Origin of the sequence: Gordonia desulfuricans NBRC 100010, assembly GCF_001485495.1 — a bacterium.
GTDB classification, from domain to species: Bacteria; Actinomycetota; Actinomycetes; order Mycobacteriales; family Mycobacteriaceae; genus Gordonia; species Gordonia desulfuricans.
Map to the genome: position 1 here is coordinate 1 of NZ_BCNF01000156.1, position 16,121 is coordinate 16,121.

At 64.1% G+C, this 16,121-nt stretch carries 10 protein-coding genes; 7 read left to right on the forward strand and 3 right to left on the reverse strand.

Features of this window, described 5'->3' with window-relative positions; translation table 11 throughout:
* Nucleotides 1-284: 284 nt before the first annotated feature.
* Both GD1_RS21710 and GD1_RS24855 read right to left on the reverse strand, forming a co-directional pair.
* Nucleotides 285-839: a hypothetical protein gene (locus GD1_RS21710; RefSeq protein ID WP_059039527.1), complete on the reverse strand. Its 555-nt coding sequence runs from the start codon at nt 837-839 to the stop codon at nt 285-287.
* Nucleotides 836-1,075, reverse strand: coding sequence for a hypothetical protein (locus GD1_RS24855; protein WP_020792279.1), 240 nt, complete (start codon nt 1,073-1,075; stop codon nt 836-838). Before GD1_RS24855 ends, GD1_RS21710 begins: the two co-directional genes overlap by 4 nt.
* 335 nt (nt 1,076-1,410) lie before the next feature.
* Here GD1_RS24855 and GD1_RS21720 point away from each other — a divergent pair, with 335 nt between their 5' ends.
* Nucleotides 1,411-2,970 (forward strand): gamma-aminobutyraldehyde dehydrogenase, encoded by a 1,560-nt coding sequence (locus tag GD1_RS21720; RefSeq protein ID WP_083534585.1) that lies wholly within the window; start codon nt 1,411-1,413, stop codon nt 2,968-2,970.
* 89 nt (nt 2,971-3,059) lie between these two features.
* On the opposite strand, the gene GD1_RS21725 is transcribed toward GD1_RS21720, so the two are convergent.
* On the reverse strand, nt 3,060-4,901 hold the full coding sequence (locus GD1_RS21725; RefSeq protein ID WP_059039533.1) for a DUF2075 domain-containing protein: 1,842 nt from the start codon (nt 4,899-4,901) through the stop codon (nt 3,060-3,062).
* 214 nt (nt 4,902-5,115) lie between these two features.
* Here GD1_RS21725 and GD1_RS21730 point away from each other — a divergent pair, with 214 nt between their 5' ends.
* From GD1_RS21730 to GD1_RS21755, 6 genes are all read left to right on the forward strand, one after another.
* Nucleotides 5,116-8,178 carry a DEAD/DEAH box helicase gene (locus GD1_RS21730; protein WP_059039534.1) on the forward strand — a complete coding sequence of 1,021 codons (3,063 nt, stop codon included), beginning with the start codon at nt 5,116-5,118 and terminating at the stop codon, nt 8,176-8,178.
* 84 nt (nt 8,179-8,262) lie between these two features.
* A complete protein-coding gene (locus GD1_RS21735; protein ID WP_244882947.1) occupies nt 8,263-10,734 on the forward strand; it encodes an ATP-binding protein in 2,472 nt (823 codons plus the stop codon).
* The gene (locus GD1_RS21740; RefSeq protein WP_059039529.1) at nt 10,731-11,114 is read left to right on the forward strand and encodes a hypothetical protein; all 384 of its coding nucleotides are present in this window, start codon (nt 10,731-10,733) and stop codon (nt 11,112-11,114) included. Before GD1_RS21735 ends, GD1_RS21740 begins: the two co-directional genes overlap by 4 nt.
* Nucleotides 11,115-11,496: 382 nt before the next feature.
* Nucleotides 11,497-13,635 (forward strand): restriction endonuclease, encoded by a 2,139-nt coding sequence (locus tag GD1_RS21745; protein WP_059039530.1) that lies wholly within the window; start codon nt 11,497-11,499, stop codon nt 13,633-13,635.
* A gap of 56 nt (nt 13,636-13,691) precedes the next feature.
* Nucleotides 13,692-14,819, forward strand: coding sequence for an McrB family protein (locus tag GD1_RS21750; protein WP_169798210.1), 1,128 nt, complete (start codon nt 13,692-13,694; stop codon nt 14,817-14,819).
* Nucleotides 14,803-16,005, forward strand: coding sequence for an McrC family protein (locus GD1_RS21755; RefSeq protein ID WP_169798211.1), 1,203 nt, complete (start codon nt 14,803-14,805; stop codon nt 16,003-16,005). Before GD1_RS21750 ends, GD1_RS21755 begins: the two co-directional genes overlap by 17 nt.
* The last annotated feature ends 116 nt before the right edge of the window (nt 16,006-16,121 follow it).

A 16,121-nucleotide genomic window follows, 5' to 3' on the forward strand; every position in this document is an offset into this window, starting at 1 on the left:
GAACCCGCTCGGCGGTGTCAACCCGAAGGTTTCCGACCCACCAGACCCTGTCCAGCCACCCCACCAGCGAACCCCCACACCGAAATGCGGGCGAACAAACTTGCTGGGGTGGTCAGCTGCTACTCGGTTTCCCTTCCCCCACAGCCTCTTTCGAGTCTGTCCGGGGCGGCGCCGTGGCTCGCTGACTTGGAATAAGTTACGCACCGATGGCCGTGGATACAAATCGGCTGGTCAGAGACGTATCGTCCGGTGAACGCGCATGTCACGGGCAGTGCCCGCCGGGATCACGCCGACAAGTGTGGTCGCCACCACTGTTGGCGGTCAGGAAGCGGGTCGGCGCCGGCGAGTGTGGCCGCTCGTGTTCCCTCGACGATCCGGTACGCGATGGAGTCCCGTTCGCTGATCACCATCAGTGGCCACCACAGGGCCCGTACATAGGCGTGTGCGCGGTGTCCGCCATCCCAGTCATAGACACCGCGGTAGCGGTGGTTCGCGTCGTCGGCCATCCAGAGTTTGCTCCTGAATCCGGGGAATCCCACGAACAGCACTGTGTTGCAAATACTTTCGACTCTGAACAGCCAATGAACCACACGGTTTCCCCCGATCCACCGGATTCGGAACCCGACGATCAGGGTCACCGGCTCCGTCGGCGCGGCGTCGTCGACCGTGGTCTCTCGGTACACACGTGCCTGCGTGCCGTCGGAGAAACCGACCACGCGGCCGTACTCGATGGTCGGCTGATGCACCTGCCGGCGCAGCATCAGCACAACCGCGGTGATCGCGCATCGTCCGATCGCCGCGGCGGCGACGTACCAGGGATACGGGATCGGGGCGGTCATGGCCGGGTACGGACCGCCGGCGGTATTTCTGCACAGCCCGGGCAACGCACCAGCCCGTCGTGCAGCACCCACCCGTTGATCCGGGCAAGCATGCGCGCCGCGTCATGGGAGTCGACCGCCTTGACCACCAGCGTGCGATCACAGACGTCGCAGCGATTGGTCCACTGGCGTCGACGGATGTCGACGGCATCGGGAGTCGGGGTGTGGAGGAATGTGTGGGTGGTTCTGGTCATCATCGCCCTCGAACGCAATCGCGCGACGGCGACCTAAGCCGGTCGGTCCGTCCACGATCTCGGGTTGTGCGTCTATTGCACCCCTCTGTGACGGCGGTCGCTAGGGCCTTCGGTCACTCGATCGACGCCCAGAACCCCCATATCGGGCAATCACGGTCTGCACCGGGCCGCGAGTTGCAGCCGATGCGAAAGCCGCCATCCGACATGTGCGCATCACGCACCCCCGCGGGCGAACGGATCGATGCGTGTCAGCTCCCGTTTGCCCGCGATAGGACTCGGCAGCTTCGCGATGATCGTCGTGCGCCGGAACATCGCGACGACGAAAGGGAGCCGACCCCGTGTGGAATCACCCAGGTCAGTACATCGACGGACGTTTCGTGGACGCGACGGGGCCGGATGAGTTCACCGTGATCGACCCGTCCACCGGGCAAATCCTGGTGACCGGCCCGGAAGCCGGCGTCGCCGACGTGGATGCCGCAGTGGATGCCGCGACGACGGCCTTCGGCGAATGGGGTCGCACCACCCCCGGCGAACGCTCCGAGCTGATCGGCAGATGGGCCGGCGAGCTCTCGGCGATCGCCGACGAACTGGCCGCCGTCGAATCACGGCAGGCGGGCAAACCGATCCGGTTGACCACTGAGTTCGATGTGCCCGGCACCATCGACAACACCGCCTTCTTCGCAGGTGCCGCCCGCCACCTCGAGGGCAAGGCGAGCGCCGAATACTCCCCCGACCACACCTCGACCATCCGGCGCGAACCCATCGGCGTGATCGGATCCATCGCCCCATGGAACTATCCGCTGCAGATGGCGGCGTGGAAGATCCTGCCTGCGGTGGCCGCCGGCAACACGATCGTGCTCAAGCCGTCCGAGCTGACACCCCTGACCTCGCTGATGTTCGCCGACGCCGCTTCCCGCGCCGGTATCCCCGCCGGCGTGATCAACGTGGTCACCGGCCGCGGCGTCACCACCGGGACCGCGCTGGTCGGACATCGCGACGTGTCGATGGTGTCGTTCACCGGGTCCACCCCGGTGGGGCGCGCAATCGCCGCATCGGTGCCGGGTAGACGGCTGCATCTCGAGCTCGGCGGGAAGGCCCCGTTCGTCGTCTTCGACGACGCCGACCTCGAGGCCGCCGCACAGGGTGCGGTGGCCGGTTCGCTGATCAACACCGGTCAGGACTGCACCGCGGCGACCCGTGCCTATGTACAGCGGCCGCTGTATGCGGCGTTCGTGGAACGGGTCGCCGAGCTCATGTCGTCGGTGGTCCTCGGCGCCACCGACGATCCCGCCACCGACCTCGGGCCCCTGATCTCGCGCGACCAACAACAGCGCGTGGCCGCGATGGTCGATCGCGCGGCCGCCTCCGGCGCCACTGTCGTCACCGGCGGACAGATCCCCGGCGGCGCGCCGGCCGGGAGCAGCTACTACCTGCCGACCCTGATCACCGACGCCACACAAGACAGCGAGATCGTGCAGGACGAGGTCTTCGGCCCTGTCCTGGTGGCACTGCCGTTCGACACCGACGACGAGGGCATCCGCCTGGCCAACGACACCGTCTACGGCCTGGCCGCATCGGCGTGGACGCAGGGCCTCAACCGCGCCGGACGCGCGAGCCGCGAGATCCGCGCGGGATGCGTGTGGATCAACGACCACATCCCGATCATCAGCGAGATGCCGCACGGCGGGCTCAAGGCCTCCGGGTACGGCAAGGACATGTCCACCTACTCGCTCGACGAATACACCAACATCAAGCACGTGATGACCGACATCACCGGGGTTGCGCGAAAAGGATGGCACAGGACGGTGTTCCGGGGGCATTCCGACCAGGGGCCTCCTGACGGCCTCTCTCGGGCACGACACAAGGAGACGAACGACCGGACCGCGGAACAGATCTGATCACACATGAATCAATGGTTTGTCGGGTCACATCACACGCATGGCCGCGCCGGGCCGCGGCGCGGATCGTTCACCGGGACACGAGCCCCTCACAAGGCGTTGCCCGCCATGAGTGACCGCAAGAACCCCTGCGTCTCGGAGTCGGTCGAGTAGATCCGCATGCCACGCATCCCGCGGGTGAGCAACACCTTGTAGGTGTTGCGGACGGCGCGGTCGAACGCTGCGTGATCGGCTTTCTTGACCTGCCTGTCGTGACTGAATTCCGGTCGCGCCACCCAATGGTCGGTGCGCCAGACTAGATCGGGCCCGAAGATCACCGCGCCGTAGTCGTACTCGAACCCCTGTGCGGTGTAGACACATCCGATCTGATGGAAGCCGCCCGGTTCGGTCGCCCACAGCTCACGGCCGGGCGCGTCACCATGTTTGGTGGTCTTCGGGTTGTTCCACGGACGCTTCCAGTCACCGATCACGATGTCGGCGGCGAGAGGTCGTCCGGACTCCGGAGTGCTCCAGTCCCAGCAGTATCCGGCGACGATCCTGGCCGAATACCCCTGTTCCAGAACATCCTCGAGCCTCGACTCGATGATCGACGGGGTGTCGTCCACGGACACGTCGAAGGCATCGTCGCCGTCCCAGGCGACCGGACCTCCCGGTTCGAGTTCCAGGAGCCTGCGTACCCAATGGTCGTAGGAACTACTTCCACCGCAACGGAACTGGCCGTCGAGACGGATCACCTGGGAGGTGCACTTCATCCGCGCCGCGGCCTGTTCGATCTCGGCGACGCTGCCACGTTCGGTCGGTTTGACGACCTGGTCCTCGTCGAGCAGGAACACCGGGACACGCGCCGCATCGATGAGTTCTTCGACCTGGGGCCTGCCGGTGCGGTCGATCGCCCGGGTGAACCTGTTGGTCGAGGTCTCCCGGATGCGGTGGGCCTCATCGCAGATGAGGACCTCGAGGTCGTTGGGCTCGGAGTTGATGAAGTTGTTGTAGTAGGTGAACAGCTTCTGTACCCGCGGCGCACGCGCCCCGGCGACCTTGCGCAGCGTCTTGGTGAATGCCGAGGAACCGGTGGCGTGCACCGCGGTGCGGCCTTGCCGGGAGAGTTCGCCCAGCAGACTCAGTGCGATCACCGATTTGCCCGATCCCGGGCCGCCGACGATCACCACGACCTCCTTGGTGGTGGCCCGCGAAGCCTTCTGCACCGCCCGCATCACCAGGTCGAATGCCACCTTCTGTTCGTCGAGCAACACGAACTGCTCGCGCCGCTGGACCTCGTCGGCGGCCAGGGCCATCAACTGTTTGCTGGGGCGGATCGCCGAGTTCAACAGCTGATCGGCGGCGTCGGCGCCGGAGTTCTCGGACAGCCGCGACCTCAGGAACGCGACGAACTCACCCCGCCGCTGGGCGGTGAACATCCGTCCGGTCTGCGACTGCGGATGGTCCCAGAGGGTGCGGACGTCGTCATCGGTGGCGTTGTGCAGATACGCCGCGCCGGCGAGGTTCTCGGTGCTGCCGCCGAGAGCGGAGATGAAGTCGGCGATGTGGGTGCAGTACCGGCTGACCTGCTCGACCGGGTGCAGTCGCTCCCCCACGCCGTCGAGGTGTACGACCGCCTCGGTGCCCTCGAGGGCGCCCGCCCTGGTCCACTGCTTGAGTTCGATCACCACATACGACGGCTCACCGGTCTTCGGGTGGTGTCCGCAGACCACCACATCGGCACGCTTGCTGGTCAGCGGCAACCGATACTCGATCAGCACCTCGGCCTTGTCGAGGCCGGCATCCTCGAGGTCGGCAACAAGAACGCCGAGACTGCGTTCCCACGATCGCACCTCACCCCCGGACGGGTGATAGCCGAACTCGTAGACGAACTGTTCGGTCAAGGCGGGTACAAGCTTGGCGGCGGTGAGCTGAGAGCGAACTCCAGCCACCGAGCCCCGATACAGCGACACTGCGGCTCCAGGAAGACACGACGGACTTCCCGCTCGGGTTGGAGCCTTGTCTCATGCGACGCGTCTGTCGGGCCGAAGCGGATTACGAGTGTGAGACTAGCGTGTCGTTCTAGTGGTTGAACGTGCATCGGCAGCGGTCGTGTCCGATTCCCATTCCGGCATTCTCGTCATACCGGCGTGCTTTACTCCGACCGTGCATGATCCTCTGGCGCCCGGAATCTACGAGTCAGTCGTCACCCACCGACTCGAGCAGTTGCTCGGCGCTTCCGAACTGGACCCCGAGTACTCAGACGTGCCCGAGCCCGACCGGCCCCATGTATTCGCTCGACACCTTGCCGTCGCCGCGGAACGCCATCTCGCTGCGCTCCCCAAGGACGAGCAGCTCACTGCGGTCAACTCGTTGATCGCTCAGTTGACCGACGGCCCCCTCGACCAGCTGAGCAACCAATCGCAGCTGACGTCGCTGCACGCTCCGGGAAAGCCCAGTCCCGTCCGTCCGGCGACGCCGCTGTCGGAAGTCGCTCTGCTGACCAACACGCGCGATGAGCCGAACATGGCAAGCGAGATCGCTCGGGAACTGCAGTCCGTCGACCGGGTGGACCTGCTGTGCGCGTTCATCCGCTTCGCGGGTATCGCCGTCATCAAGCGCGAGCTCGCCGCGCTCCGCGATCGTGGAGTGAAGCTCCGCGTCATCACCACCACTTATCGTGGTGCGACGCAGCGACGCGCCCTCGACGAGCTCGTCGAGAAGTACGGCGCCGAGGTCCGGATCCGGTACGAGACCGCATCCACACGCTTGCATGCCAAGGCGTGGCTGTTCCGTCGGCACTCCGGCTTTGACACCGGATACGTGGGCAGCTCCAACCTGTCACGGTCGGCGATGGTCGATGGGCTGGAATGGAACGTGCGGATCTCATCTGTTGCCACGCCGACATTGGTCCGGAAGTTCGAGGCCACCTTCGACACGTACTGGGCCGACCCAGCGTTCAAGACCTACAACCCCGCCACCGACGCCGAACTGCTCGACCGGGCCCTCGCCGCGGCCGGCGGAGCTGGCACGGGCCGCGAGACCATCACCATCTCTGGCCTCGACGTGCAGCCCTACCCTCACCAAGAACGCATCTTGGAGGCGCTTGACGTCGCCCGGACGGTGTACGACCGCCACAACAACCTGATCGTTGCCGCAACCGGCACCGGAAAGACCGTCGTGGCCGCGCTCGACTACCAGCGGCTCTGCCAGACCGCCGACGAGCAGCTCAGCCTGCTGTTCATTGCACACCGCAAGGAGATTCTCGAGCAATCGCTGCGAAAGTATCGAGAGGTACTCGGTGACGGAAGCTTTGGCGAGCTCCTCGTCGGCGGACACCGCCCGGCAAACGGAAAGCACGTCTTTGCGAGCATCCAGTCGCTCAACGGGAGCGCCGCGAACATTGACCCCGGCGACTTCGACGTCGTCGCAATCGACGAGTTCCATCACGCCGCGGCACCCACGTACCGGACCATCCTCGACTCGATCTCGCCCACTGAGCTACTCGGCCTGACGGCCACCCCTGAACGGGCTGACAACCTCGACATCCTTGGCTGGTTTGGGGGACAGACCACGTATGAACTGCGCCTCTGGGATGCCTTGGAGCAAGACCTCCTGTGCCCGTTCCACTACTACGGAATCTCCGACAACACCGATTTGCGGTCTCTGGCATGGTCACGCGGCGACTACAAGCAAGCCGACCTCGAGAAGGTCTACACAGGCAATCATGCGCGCACCCTCCTGATTCTGAAGGCAGTGCGTGAGTATGTGGAGAGCCCCACCGCCATGAAGGCACTCGGCTTCTGCGTCAGCATCAAACACGCGGAGTACATGGCGGACGCCTTCTCACGTCAGGGAATCCGATCAGCGGCGCTCACCGCCGATACCTCACCAGAGGCACGAGCACAGGCGCTGGCAGAACTGCGCGCTGGCGCGCTCCAATGTCTGTTCGCTGTAGACATTTTCAATGAGGGTGTCGACATTCCCGACGTCGACACCCTGCTGATGTTGCGACCCACCCAGAGCGCCACCATCTTCCTCCAGCAGCTCGGTCGCGGTCTGCGTCGAAGCCGCAACAAATCCCAGTTGACCGTCCTCGACTTCATCGGGCACCAGCGGGTGGAGTTCAACTATGGTCCCCGGTTTGCCGCACTGACCGGTGACGGCAGTCCACGCGAGATTGAAGAAGACTTTCCCCTGCTCCCAGGCGGCAGCCGGATCGTGCTGGACCGTCAAGCGCAGGAGATTGTGGTCGAATCAATCAAACGTGCCGTGCCCAGCAACCGGCGAGCCGCGCTCGTCCAATCAGTACGCAACACCGGCACAGCGATCCTCAGCGAGTACCTCCGAGCCAGCGGATGCCAACTGTCAACGGTGTACGGCGGCAGCAGCACTCGAGCATGGACGCCGCTCCTGCGCGATGCCGGGATGAGCGTTGCGCAGGAAGGGCCTGACGAAGCCTCACTCCTCAAACGCGTTCGCACACTCGCCCACGTCGATGACTTTGAACGCGCAGCCAGCTACAAGCGGCTCGCCTCCGTTGGTGGTCCGTCCTACGACTCCCTGTCTGAACGAGATCAGGCCTACGCACGCATGCTGATCTACACCGTGTGGCCGAATCGTGGCGGCTTCGCCACATGGGACGCTGCCCTCGATCAGCTCCGTGAACACCCCGCGATCTGCACCGAAGTCCACCAGTTACTCGAGGTCACCACATCGCAGATCCACCACGTGCCGCGCCTCTCCGAGGGCCGTCCCGATCTTCCCCTCCTGACTCATGCTCAGTACCGACGTGAAGAAGTCTTGGCGGCCATCGGATTTGCCACATTGCAGCGCAAGGCTCAAGGACAGGCCGGAGGCGCGGTCTGGCACGACACCACCGCGGCACTCTTCGTCAACCTCCATAAGTCAGAGAGCCAGTTCAGTCCTACGACGATGTACCGCGACTACCCAATCTCGCGCGAGATGTTCCATTGGGAATCGCCCAACAACACAGCGGCCGATTCCGAGATGGGACAGCGGTATCTCTCCCAGCGATCGAATGGCTGCACCGTGTTGCTGTTCGTCCGAGATCACCCCGACGGCCAGTTCGGGTCGAGCCCATATGTGTACCTGGGCCCCGTTGATTACGTCAGCCACCAAGGAGAGCGACCCATCGCCATCACTTGGAAGCTGCGCCGGCCGATGCCGATCGACGTCTTCGAGAGTGGAGCCGTGATCGCCGGCTGAATCCCACCGGCCAATCCCCCAGCCGTCTGACCGACGGACATACACCTCACCGACACTTGCCTTTTCGAAGAATAGGATTCGCTCGTGCCCACCGATGACGTGTCAGAAGCTGCACCCACCGCCGAACAGTCTTTGGTCGACACCGTCTGGGATCTGCTCGATGCTGATGCCAACCTCGACGACGACACCAAGTACCTCGTCATCGCAGCAATGGACAGCGAGGAGTCGCTGACTGCTCAACTCGGCGAGGGTGCGCTCGCCCAGCACCGCCCAGAGCCGGAGGCACGTGAGGAACGCCCAGCGGGTGCGTTTGTGCATCAGATCAGCGTGTCCGGGTTCCGCGGAATCGGGGCCGAGGCAACCTTGAAGATCACGCCGTTCCCCGGGATCACCGTGGTCAGCGGTCGCAACGGTTCGGGTAAGTCCAGTTTTGCCGAGGCACTCGAGTTTGCGCTCACCGGCCAGAGCTACCGCTGGCGCAACAAGGGCGCAAAGCTCTGGCAGGACAACTGGCGAAACCTGCATAGTCCCGATCCCTGCTCGGTCAGTGTGGAGTTTGCGGTCGAGGACAGCACCACCACATCGATCGGCGCAGAGTGGGCGGCCGGCGCCGAGCTCGGGGACGCCAAGCACTGGTCGCAGGTCATGCGGGAAAAGCAGCAAGAAGGCGTATCCGCACTCGGATGGACCAACGCCATCGAGATCCACCGACCGATTCTGAGCTACGACGAGATCGGAGGCTTGCTCGATCAGGAACCGTCTAAGCTCTACGACGCTCTGGCAAAACTCCTCGCGCTCGACGAGATCCAGGATGCCGAGGCACGCCTTGACGCACTCTTCAAGCAGAAGTCGCAGCCCGGCGATATGGCGAAAGCCGCACTGAAACAGCTCAAATCGCAGGTCCAAGAGTCCGACGATCCCCGCAGCGCCGAGCTCGTCAAGCTCTTGCGGAAGCGCCCACCCAACCTCGACGCTGTTGCTGAGCTGATCTCGGGCAGCACCAGTGGTGCCGAGTCGGTGGTCGTGCGCCTCGACGCGATCGCCAACACCGTGGGTCCCGACGTCCAGCATGCGGCGGCACTGGCCGCGTCGTTACGTGATGCTCTCAGTACGAGTCGAGGCCTCGCCGACGAGTCCATGCGCACGGCAGAACTCCGCGCGGATCTGCTCCGCAAGGCACTGGAGTTCCATTCAGCCGACGCGGAGCCCGCTGCGTGCCCCGTGTGTGGCGAGGGGACACTCACCGCCGACTGGGCGGAGCACACCCGAGCATTCCTCGAGACGGAACAGGGCCAGCTCGCGATGTACAGCGAGGCCCGCGCGCAGGTCAACCAGCTTGAGCAGCAAGCCCGCGCACTGCTCACCTCGGTGCCGATGGTGACCGCAATCGACGGCGCCGAGCTGACCAGCTTGCCCGCCTACCAGGTGGCTCAGGCCGCGGCGGCACAGATCCCGCACACAGTCGAAGGCCTGCCGTCATATCTGGAGTCGACAATCCCCGCTGTGCAGGCTTCTCTCGACACGCTTCGCACCGAAGCGACGGAACTGTCTGCGGCGCTGCGCGACTCGTGGGCTCCCATCGCGACAGCGACACTCGCATGGCTTGGGCTTGAGCGTGACGCTCAACAGAGTACCGAACTTGTCGACCGAATCAGCAAGGCCCGCAACTGGGTACGCAACCACTCCGGCGAGTTGCGCAACGAGCGCCTGCGCCCCATCTCGGAGGGTGCCCGAGCAATCTGGTCGCAACTGCGGCAAGAGAGCAACGTCGAGATCTCCGATATCGCCCTGGAAGGCAGCCGGAACCGTCGTCGTGCGGTGTTGCAAGGTACCGTCGACGGGCAGGAAACCAGCGCACTGTCAGTGATGAGTCAGGGCGAGCTGCACGCACTGGCCCTCGCCCTGTTCCTGCCGCGCGCCACCGCCGCGCCAAGCCCCTTCCGGTTTGTCGTCCTCGACGACCCCATCCAAGCGATGGATCCGGCCAAGATCGACGGCTTCCTCAACGTCCTCACCGGCATCGCAAAGAACCGGCAGGTCATCGTCTTCTCGCATGACGACCGCCTCCCCACCGCCATCCGGCAACGCTCCATCCCCGCGCAGCTTCTCGAAGTCCGACGCGAGCAGGGATCGCAGGTCACGGTGAAGTTCGCCGACGTTCCCGCGCGCCGCTTTGTTGACGATGCCCGAGCGCTCGTGTCCGACAGGACACTCTCCGACGACGTGCGGCGTCAGGTGCTACCCGGATTCTTCCGGTTCGCCATCGAAGCAGCCGCCCGCCAGGCGTTTTACACCCAACGAAGCCTCCACGGCGACAAGCAGATCGAGACCGAAGAGCTGTGGCACGGCGCAACCACCACTGCCGACTACATCTCCCTGGTCCTCGAGACGATGGCAGGAACGACACCGAGCGTCACCTCATGGTGCAAGCTCCGCCCCCACCGCGGTACCTCGGTGGGGATCGCGACGCGTGGATTCCACCACGGCGCGCACGTCAGCCACGCCGACGTCAACGACCTCAAGAGCACCGTCGACGACATCCTGGCCACCCGATGACGCCTCTGGAACTGCTGGGACACGCCCAGCACCTCCTCGACGAGTCCTCCGGCGCCACCGTCGGCAACTCGGCGCGGCTTGCCGCGATGATGGGCAGACAGGCACTCGAGCAATACGTCCGCGCCCGGTGCGCCGAGCTGAACGTCGACTATGACGGGCGGTCGATGCGCACGCGGCTTCTCATTCTCCGTTCACTCGACGACGTCGACAACGCCGATCGGCTGGCATCGCTGTGGAGCCAACTCAGTGCCTGCTGCCATCAGCACGCCTACGAGCTGTCACCGACGGTGACCGAGGTGCGCGCCTTGTGCGAAGGCGTGATTGACAGCATCGCGCCCCGCGTCACACTGTCCACTCCTTCTCCGAAAACGCCCGCCTGAGCACATCCGCGGTCAAGACATACGAAATCTTCGTTACTGCCTGAGTCGAACTGGTGGACAAAGAGCACCTCGCTCATGTCCATCGACCAGGTCAGTATCCGGTGGCCACGGTTCCACTCCGGTAGATGCGAGGCCGTCCAGAAGGTGGCTTCCGTATGGACGCCAACGGGACACAGTTCCGCACGTACGCCGCGAACACATCCAGGAACAGCTCCGCTCCAGGATGATTCGGCAGTCGCTCATCCTTGTACCGGTTTCCAGCGCGTTGGCTCGGCAAATCTGACGTCCGACATCGCCGTCCTGTTTGCGGCGATTCACGCCAGCAACCGCCGCCCCGCCCGTCGCCATCCGCGCACTGCGCCACACCTGACACAATCGGCAGATGTCCAGTGTGTGGCTGATCCGCAATGACACGTTCGACGACGAGCTGGAGACCCTCGGAATGGTCACCATTGGATGGGACATGGTCGGTGACCTCCGCGCGGCCACCGACCCCGCCATGGTCAAAGACCAGATCCGAGCAGCAAATCCAGACCAAAGCGCCATGAGTCTAGCCTTGGTCGCTGGCACGCTTGAGCGGTTCGCCCGGACCATGGCGATCGGCGACGTCGTGGTCGCACCGCGCCCCGACCGCATTCACCTTCGCATCGGCACCGTGACCGGCGACTATCTCTACGTCGCCGATGCTCCGACGCACCGGCACCGCCGCCCGGTGGCCTGGACTCACACCGCGATCCGGCGAGCCGACCTCCCCGACGACGCGACAAGCGGACTGCGGAGCATCAGCACACTCTCCCAGATCAATCACGGTGCCGAGCTGTTCGCCCGGCTCGCCGCTGATCCCCGATTCAGCCCACAGGCAGACAACGCGCTACCCGATCTATCGACCAACACCTGGCTGGTCGGCTCGCGCATCGACGAGGCAGACGTCACGGACCGCTTCATCGCCGCGGGGATCTGGCAGTTGAAGGACGGATTGGACCAACGTGCCGCCGCCATTCGCATTGGCGATCGGATCGCGATCAAATCGGCGTACGTACGCTATAGCGACCTGCCGTTTGACAACCACCGGAAGCCGGTGTCGGTCATGACGATCAAGGCCCGCGGCGTCGTTAGCGGCACCCATGACGACCACCTCAGCGTGGACTGGGACAGCACCTTCACCCGCCGCGACTGGTACTTCTACACCTTTCAAGGTGCGGTGTGGCGCCTCCGCGACAAAGACGAGTACGCAAGGGCATTGAGCCGCTTTGTCTTCGACGACGAGAACCAAGATATCGAGTACTTTTTGAGCCGTTCACCGTGGAATAAGTACTCACTGCCACAAGATAATTCGGAGGACCAGAAGCCTACATTCCGGATTCCATTTCCTTCCACTGAGCCCATCTACGAGGCCGCAGACCGGTGGCGTGAGGCGGTACTCACCGGCACGTCCCTGTTCAGTGGCCGCCCTCTCGACTACCGCGCAGCCGTCCGGGATCTGACCCTCTACTTCATCGACAGCCCAGACGAAGGCACCGATAGCTTCTTCCAGAAGCTCGAACGTCAGCTCACCGATGCCGGGGACGATGCGATCGCGCTGGCCACCGAACTGCTGTACCTCTACTACCTGCCGGTGAGTACTGCCGCTGTGAGCGTGAGCACCAAGCACGCAGGAGTCAATGGTGTTGCAGCATGGCGTGACTCGGTGGCACCGATCCCTGAGGAACTCTCCACCGCGCTATCCGCAGGCGTTGCCCGGGTGGGGACCGCCTACCAGACGCAACGTTGGCGACTGTTTGCCTATCTGATCCGGATCGTTGACGTTCTCACCGCATTGCCCTCGGACGATCGGCGCTCTGCACTGACGGACTGGGATCGCTTCCAGCACACTGTTTCCGCCGTCGACGACCGGGGCGTCTGGGCGATCCGGTATCTGCTTGAGCACGTACTGTTTCCCGATCATGCGATGGCGGGTGCCAGCCGGGATGACCGCGAGCAGATGCTCCGGGCCTTTGCAGCGGATGATCCGACCGTATCCGATGCCAACGCGCTACGCCACCATCTCGAGCCAAACATCCGTTACGGCAATCGCTTTGCGATCAATCTCTATCAGCCACCATACCGGTTCGAGTGGAGGCCACTCGCCGAGCACAAGATCATCTGGGCTGCCTGGGCGATGCGTGCGGTCAGCAGTCCTTCCACGGTCACCGAGTCGCTGATGTCCACACTCGCTGACGCATCCGCGGTCATGGCTGCTCCAGCGACAGCATTGTCGCCGCGCTTGAGCAGTTGTTCGGGCACTCCGGCCAACGCGTCCTCCTCACCTTCGCTGAGCGCGATCCACACACGCTCACCGAGTTACTTTCGCACGCCGACGACTGGGGACCAGGGCTTCTCATCGATCAGATCGCTACCGCGATCAGCCTCGATCCCGCCGACACCGCAGAGTTTCTTGAAGAAATGTCCACGCTCCTGGCCAGGACGGGCAATGATCTCCCCATCCGTGCGGCCGCCACCGTCCAAGCCCAGGAGCGTCTGAGCCGCCGAGACCCGATATCGGAGTCGGCAACTCCCGGCGAGCACTACCTTGCCTATGTGAGTCGGATCGAGGACCTTCAGTTCGCAATGGTCGACCATTCCGACATCGAGGTAACCCGGTTGCAGGTCAGCGTCATCGCCGACAACCTCGTACGCCTCGAAACCGCCGAAACAGACTGGAATTCCGCCACCTGTAATGCTTTTGATGCCTGGAGAGCCGGCAAGAAGGTGGCGCCGCCGGATGACTTCGACGATGCCTCTCCGGCCGATGACACGTCGCTCACAGCACCAACGAGTCCAGTAGAGAGCGACCACACGCGGATCAGCCGCGAACAACTCGAAACCACGCTATCGATTCACAGCGACGCCGGGAGAGTTTGGCTCGACGACACGTTGGAGATGCTCGACGAGAAGCGCCAGATGATCCTCGAAGGTCCACCGGGCACGGGAAAGACGTTCATCGCACGAGCAATCGCACATCATCTCGCCGGGCGAGAAGCCACCGCGCTCGTCCAGTTCCATCCGGGCACAGCGTACGAGGATTTCGTGCAGGGCCTACGGCCTGATCCATCCGAACCGGGCCGGTTCGCCATCACGGACGGACCACTGATCCGCTTCGCCGAGGACGCCGGGACCCGCCCCGAGGTGCCTCACGTCCTGATTATCGACGAGATCAACCGAGCCAATCTCCCGGCAGTATTCGGCGAGCTGTACTTCCTCCTCGAGTACCGCGACGAGCCCGTAACGATGACCTACGGGCGGCAGTTTCAGCTGCCGCCCAACCTGCTGATTATCGGCACGATGAACACTGCGGACCGCTCGATCACCGCCGTCGACGCCGCGTTACGTCGGCGCTTCGTCTTCCGGGAGGTCCGGCCCGGTGAACCCCCGCTCGACGACATCTTGCCGCACTGGTTGGCTCGCTACGCGCCGACACTGACATGGCTCAATGACCTTTTGTTACTTGCCAACCAGCGAATCCGCGATCGGGATCAAGCGATCGGCCCCAGCCACTTCCTGCGTACGGACCTGACCGAGAAGCATGCTCGACGCGCATGGAACCACACCGTGCTACCGACGTTGACCGAGTACTTCTACGGCCAGCAGCATCGGCTCGCCGAACTGGACTTTGATGCGCTCAAGTCAGCGGTCACCGAATCCGACGCCGATGCTGACGCTGACTGAGCACCAACGCAGCAGTCCGATCCCGCTGACGATCGCTCAACAGCGGACGCTTCGGGCTGTGTTCGACGCACGCCTCGAACCGGCCGAGAACGGCTGCGTGCGCGTCACCCCCGGGGCCCGGGTCGGCGCAGCGATCATCGACGACGTGCACGTCGTCGTGACTCCAAAGGTCCCGATCCGTCGGATAATCCACATGATCGGAGTAGCTGCCGACCCCTTCAACTGGCGACCTGAGGAGGTCGACGGCTTGTCGGCATCGTCGATCGATGACGCATTGGCTGCGCTGTTCGCACGCGCATGCATCCGAGCGTTCGGCCGCGGGATCTATCGCACCTACCGCACCGAGCGTCAACAGCTGTCGCACATCAAAGGACGTATCGACGTCGGCCGATACGTCCGGAGTCCGCTGCCGCTGCCGGTTCCCGTAGTGACCACCGTTCACGACGACCACACCCCCGAGAACCAGATCTTGCGTGCCGCAACTGCGGCGCTGCGTGTGCTACCGGGCCTCTCCGACAGCAGCCGCACCGACCTGTCGGCGGTATGGAAAGTGGTGCGAGACGTGGGAACACACCCGGATCCGCTGCAGCTAGCACACGGCATTGTCTGGTCGCGGCACAACAACCACTACCGGACCGCAGTGCGGCTGGCCGAGCTGGTGCTGCGGTCGCGATCGGTCGCGGTGACCTCTGGTGCGGTCGCGGTCGCCGGATTCGTTCTCAACATGCCGAGCGTCGTCGAGGAGTACGTACGGGTGCTGATCCGTGCTCGCCTTGGCGCGGACGAAACCGAAATGCCGGCGTCCTGGCGTGGGCGAATGAACCTGGATCAGGGACGACGCATCGCCCTGATCCCCGACCTGGGCATGCGCCGAAATGGGCGATGGCAGTTCGTCGGCGACGTGAAGTACAAGGTCGCGCAGGGTTCTGGTGGTGATCCAGCTACAGAGATCGGCCGCCAGGCGGACCTCTATCAGCTGCTCGCCTACGTCACCGAGGCCGGCTTGGACGAGGGCACGCTGATCTATGCCGGTGCCAGCCGGGGAGAGGTAGTCCATACTGTCCGCGCGACTGGGGTGCGGCTACGTGTGGTGGCGCTCGACCTCACCGCCGCCGACATCGACCATCAGGTGCGCACTGCGGTGTCCACTGGCTTCAGCATGGCCCCGCCGTCGTCGATTGTTTGACAAACGCCCTGACCAGCAGAAACGCATGTGCCGCATAACCTGATACCCCCTCGATACGTTCATCACGTCCAGCTGTTCCGACGTGAAGGAAGCGATATGAAGTGAGGAGATATTGT

Bases quoted from the DNA above. Each gene is read 5' to 3' on its own strand.
- GD1_RS21710 (WP_059039527.1), bottom strand. From the start codon at position 839: ATGACCGCCCCGATCCCGTATCCCTGGTACGTCGCCGCCGCGGCGATC.
- GD1_RS24855 (WP_020792279.1), bottom strand. From the start codon at position 1,075: ATGATGACCAGAACCACCCACACATTCCTCCACACCCCGACTCCCGAT.
- GD1_RS21740 (WP_059039529.1), top strand. From the start codon at position 10,731: ATGACGCCTCTGGAACTGCTGGGACACGCCCAGCACCTCCTCGACGAG.
- GD1_RS21745 (WP_059039530.1), top strand. From the start codon at position 11,497: ATGTCCAGTGTGTGGCTGATCCGCAATGACACGTTCGACGACGAGCTG.
- GD1_RS21755 (WP_169798211.1), top strand. From the start codon at position 14,803: ATGCTGACGCTGACTGAGCACCAACGCAGCAGTCCGATCCCGCTGACG.